This window comes from Pseudomonas sp. XP1 (genome assembly GCF_053557675.1).
Genome location: NZ_JBNRIJ010000052.1, coordinates 13,840 through 18,006, shown reverse-complemented (window position 1 = coordinate 18,006; position 4,167 = coordinate 13,840). Strand labels below are relative to the sequence as shown.

Here is a 4,167-nt window from a genome sequence, read left to right as displayed (position 1 = left end):
TCCCCGGCGATGGGCCGCAAAGCGGCCCCCGGCTTTATGCTTTCTTCGCTGGCTGCTCATCAAACGCCTGCCAGCCACCACCCAGGGCCTTGTACAGCCCCACCAGCGCCTGCGACACCGCCGCCGAACTGTCGATCCACTGCTCCTCGCTGGCCAGCAAGGCACCCTGCACTGTCAGCACGTTGAGAAAGTCCACTGCCCCTTCCACATACTGGCGCTGGGCAGTTTCCAGGGCGATGCGGTTCTGCCGCACCGCCTCGGCCAGGTGGTCGCGGCGCAGTTGGCTGGCGTTGTACAGGCGTAGCACATCGTCGATTTCATGCCAGGCACCCAGCACCACCTTGCGGTAGTTCAGCGCCGCTTCCTGCTGCTGCGCCTCGCGCAGTTCCAGGGTGCCCTTGAGCCGGCCACCCTCGAAGATCGGCAGCGACAGCTGCGGCCCAAAGGCGAAACGGCGCGAATCCCAGGCGCCGAAATCGGACAGCTGCATGGCCTGGAACCCGACATTGCCCGACAGCCGAATGCTGGGGTAGAAGTCAGCCTTGGCCACGCCAATGCTGGCAGTGGCGGCATGCAGGCGGGCCTCGGCCTGGCGAATGTCCGGGCGGCGCTCGGCCAGTTCGGACGGCAAGCCAATGGCGAACTTCTGCTGCGGCGCAGGCAGTTCGCCGCCCTGCAGCAACTCGGCCTGCAGGCTGCGCGGCGGTTCGGCGGCAAGCAGGCTGAGGGCGTTGATCAGGTCATCGCGCCGCGCTTCCAGGGTTGGAAGGCGAGACTCGATCGAGGCGACCTGGGCATTGGCCTGGGCCACGTCCAGACGCGTGGCGACACCTTCGGCCTGGCGGTTTTCGGACAACTTCAGGCTGTGCTGGGCGACCTTGAGGTTGTCGCGGGTCACATCGATGGTGTGCTGCACGGCGCGCAGCTGGATGTAGTTGCCGGCGGTTTCCGAAAGCAATGCCAGCAACACGCCGCGGCGGTCGTTCTCGGCTACCTCGACCGTGGCATCGGCAGCCTCGACCTGGCGCCGCACACGGCCCCACAGGTCCAGCTCCCAACCGGCCACCAGGTCGCCCTGCCAGAGGTTGAAGGCTTCCTTGCCCGCCTTGCCGGACGGGTCACTCAGGCCTTCGGCACTGTTGCGCGCGCGGCTGTAGCCGGCGTTTACGTCCACCGACGGTACTTGGTCGGCTGCCACGGTGCTGCGCAGGGCGCGGCTTTGCAGCAGGCGGGCGCTGGCCATCTGCAGGTCGAGGTTGCGCTCGGCAACACGCTGGATCAAGGCACTCAGGCGGGCATCGTGGAAGCTCTCCCACCAGCGCAGTTCCAGCGGTTCGGCCTGCGGCTGGCTGGCCGCCACCTCGCCTTGCAGCGGCGCCCACTGTTGCGCTGCCTGGCTGTCAGGGCGCTGGAAGTCCGGGCCCAGGGTGCAGCCAGCCATCAATGCGGCCAGCAGCAAAGGGCTCAAGCGTGATGCCGGTTTCATCGTGCGCTTACCTCTTTGCCGTCCAGCTTGTCGCCACGGGTGTCGATGGTCGCCTCCACCGACATGCCTACGCGCAGGCGGGCAAGCAGCGGCTGGCCGTCATCGAAAACGATCTTCACCGGAATGCGCTGTACCACCTTGGTGAAGTTGCCGGTAGCGTTGTCGGGCTTGACCGCAGCGAATGTCACGCCGGTGGCCGGAGCGATGCTGTCCACATGGCCCTGCAGTTTCTCGCCGGCAAAGGTATCGACGCTGATGCTCACGGCCTGGCCAGGCTGTACGTGGGTCAGCTGGGTTTCCTGGAAGTTGCCTACCACATAGGCCTGTTGCAATGGCACCACCGACAGCAGGCGGGCGCCCGGGTTGACGTAGGCACCCACACGCAAGGCGCGCTCGCCGACCATGCCGTCCACCGGCGCGGTGATGCGGGTGTAGGACAAATCGAGCTGGGCCTTTTCCAGCCCCGCCTCGGCGCGTTTCAGCTGGCCGTCGGCACTGGCAACCTGGGCGGCAAGGATATCCACCTGCTTGCGCGCCGCTACCAGTGCCGCCTGGGCATTGGCCAGGCGTGCGCGGGCCTGGTCGACCCCGCTGCGCGCCTGCTGGGCGTTCTGCACTGTGCCGGCACCCTGCTCGGCCAGACGGCTGTAGCGGTTGACCTCATGATCGGCGAACGCAGCTTCGGCCTGGGCCGCTTTGACTGCAGCCTCAGCCTGGGCGATCAGCGAAGCCTGGCGCTCGAGGGTGGCACGGGCATCGGCGCTTTGTGCCTGGGCCACCAGCAACTGCGCCTTCGCGGCATCCAGCGCGGCCTGGTAGTCACGGTCATCGATGGTCGCCAGCAACTGGCCGGCCTTGACCTGCTGGTTGTCCTCCACCAGCACCTCCTTGATGAAGCCGGCGATCTTGGGCGCGACCACTGTGTAGTCGGCGATCACATAGGCGTCATTGGTGCTCTGGCGATGGTCGCTGCCGAACATCCAGGGGCCGACGATGCCGGCCAGGACGGCCACGGCAAGCACCGAGCCGATGAACAGGGTTTTGCGGTTGTTGGTCATTTCAGTGGTTCTCGAATTCATCCAGGGTTCAAGCCACCGCGCGCGGTGGATAGACCCGGGTAGGCACGAAAGGAATCAGGCAGATCAGGGCCACGGCAATGCAGGCCATGACCAGGTAGAGGTCGGCCGAGGTCAGCACCAACGCCTGATCGTGGATGCGCCTGGCCAGGCCGGCTGCGTTATCGTCGACCAGCGGGGCGTTGCCCAGGCTGTCCACCAGGTGGTTGGAATGGAAGTGCCGGCGCAGGGTGCCCAAGGCGTCCAGCAGGCCACCGGCGATCACTGCGGCCAGGCCCTTGACGGTGTTGAACCAGCTGGAGGCGAACGGGCCTTCCTGCGGGGTCATGCCGTTGGTGGACAGCATCAGCAGCGGCAGCACCGCCATCGGCTGGCCGAACACCTGCAGCAGGTAGAACGGGTAGAAGTCGCCTCGGATCCACTCGCTGGTCAGCAGGCTGCTGCCGACACAGGACAGCGCCAGCATCGCCAGGCCGATGCCCAGTACCCAACGGCAGTCCACCGCGCGGATGTTGCACAGCGCCGCCGTCAGCGGCAGGGCGATCAACTGCGGCATGGCCACCAGCATCATCAGCGGGCTGGTCTGCGCAGGCCGGTAGCCCTGGATCTGCGCCAGGTAGGCTGACGGAATGCTGCCAACACCCGAGAGCACGATCAGCACACCGGCCAGGGTCACCAGGGCGAAACTCAGGTTGCGCCGCGACAGCATGCGCAACTGGAAGAACGGCAGCGGCTCGGACCATTCGTTGAACATGAACAGCACCAGCAACAGCAGGCCACCGCCGAGCAGCCAGCAGATCAGCGGCGAATCGAACCAGCCCCAGCGGTCACCCAGCGACAGGCCCAGCACGATGCTACTGATGGCCGGCAGGCCGAGCAGCAGGCCGCGCCAGTCGAACTGCTTGAAGCGCTCCAGGCGCAGCGGGTCCTGCGGCAGGCCCCAACCGACGCAGAACATGGCCAGCGCCGAAGGCAGGATGATCTGCCAGAACGCCCACTGCCAACCGACGTATTCAGTCCACAGCCCTGCCAGCGGCGTGCCGAGGTTGGGGCCGAAGGTGGCGGTGAGGGCATAGCAGGCCAGGCCATAAACCTTGATGCCCGGTGGCAGGAAGCGCAGGGCAACGCTCATCAACATGGGCGGCAAGGCGCCAGAGGCGAAGCCTTGAAGTACACGCAGCAACATCAGGCTGTGCAGGTTTGGGGCGAACGGTTGCAGCAGGCCGAGCACGGCAAACAGGCAGATGGCGCTCATGGTGAAGCGCCGCAGCGAGAACGTGGTGGCCAGCCATGGCGCGAAGGCCATGGCCGAGACCGAAGCGGCGCTGTAGACCGCCAGCAGCCAGGCGCCTTCGTCGGCACCGATGCCCATGGCACCACGGATATCGGCCAGGGAGATCTTGGTTACCGACTCGTTGAGGCCCGCGCACAGCACGGCCAGCAGCACACCGAACAGCCCGACCACTACCTGCAGGCCGAACGCAGTCTGCGCAGGCGCGGCCGGCGCGGGGGCGGCGGCAATCGCGGCAGACTGGGCGGACAGGGAACTCATGGGCAGACATCTCCAGCAACAAATTTGCGACTGGAGCAAGTCTAAGAAGGTCG

The 4,167-nt window shown here is 66.4% G+C and carries 3 protein-coding genes; all 3 read right to left on the bottom strand.

The window, feature by feature from the left end; genetic code table 11:
* Positions 1-34 precede the first annotated feature (34 nt).
* Genes ACK1U9_RS24650 through ACK1U9_RS24640 form a run of 3 tightly spaced genes read right to left on the bottom strand, consistent with a single transcriptional unit; the run spans position 35 to position 4,114 of the window.
* Entirely contained in the window at positions 35-1,486 is a 1,452-nt protein-coding gene (locus ACK1U9_RS24650) for an efflux transporter outer membrane subunit (RefSeq protein ID WP_153670506.1), read from the bottom strand.
* A complete protein-coding gene (locus tag ACK1U9_RS24645; protein WP_046617101.1) occupies positions 1,483-2,544 on the bottom strand; it encodes an HlyD family secretion protein in 1,062 nt (353 codons plus the stop codon). Before ACK1U9_RS24645 ends, ACK1U9_RS24650 begins: the two co-directional genes overlap by 4 nt.
* Before the next feature lie 28 nt (positions 2,545-2,572).
* Positions 2,573-4,114 (bottom strand): MFS transporter, encoded by a 1,542-nt coding sequence (locus ACK1U9_RS24640; RefSeq protein ID WP_153670505.1) that lies wholly within the window; start codon positions 4,112-4,114, stop codon positions 2,573-2,575.
* Positions 4,115-4,167 lie beyond the last annotated feature (53 nt).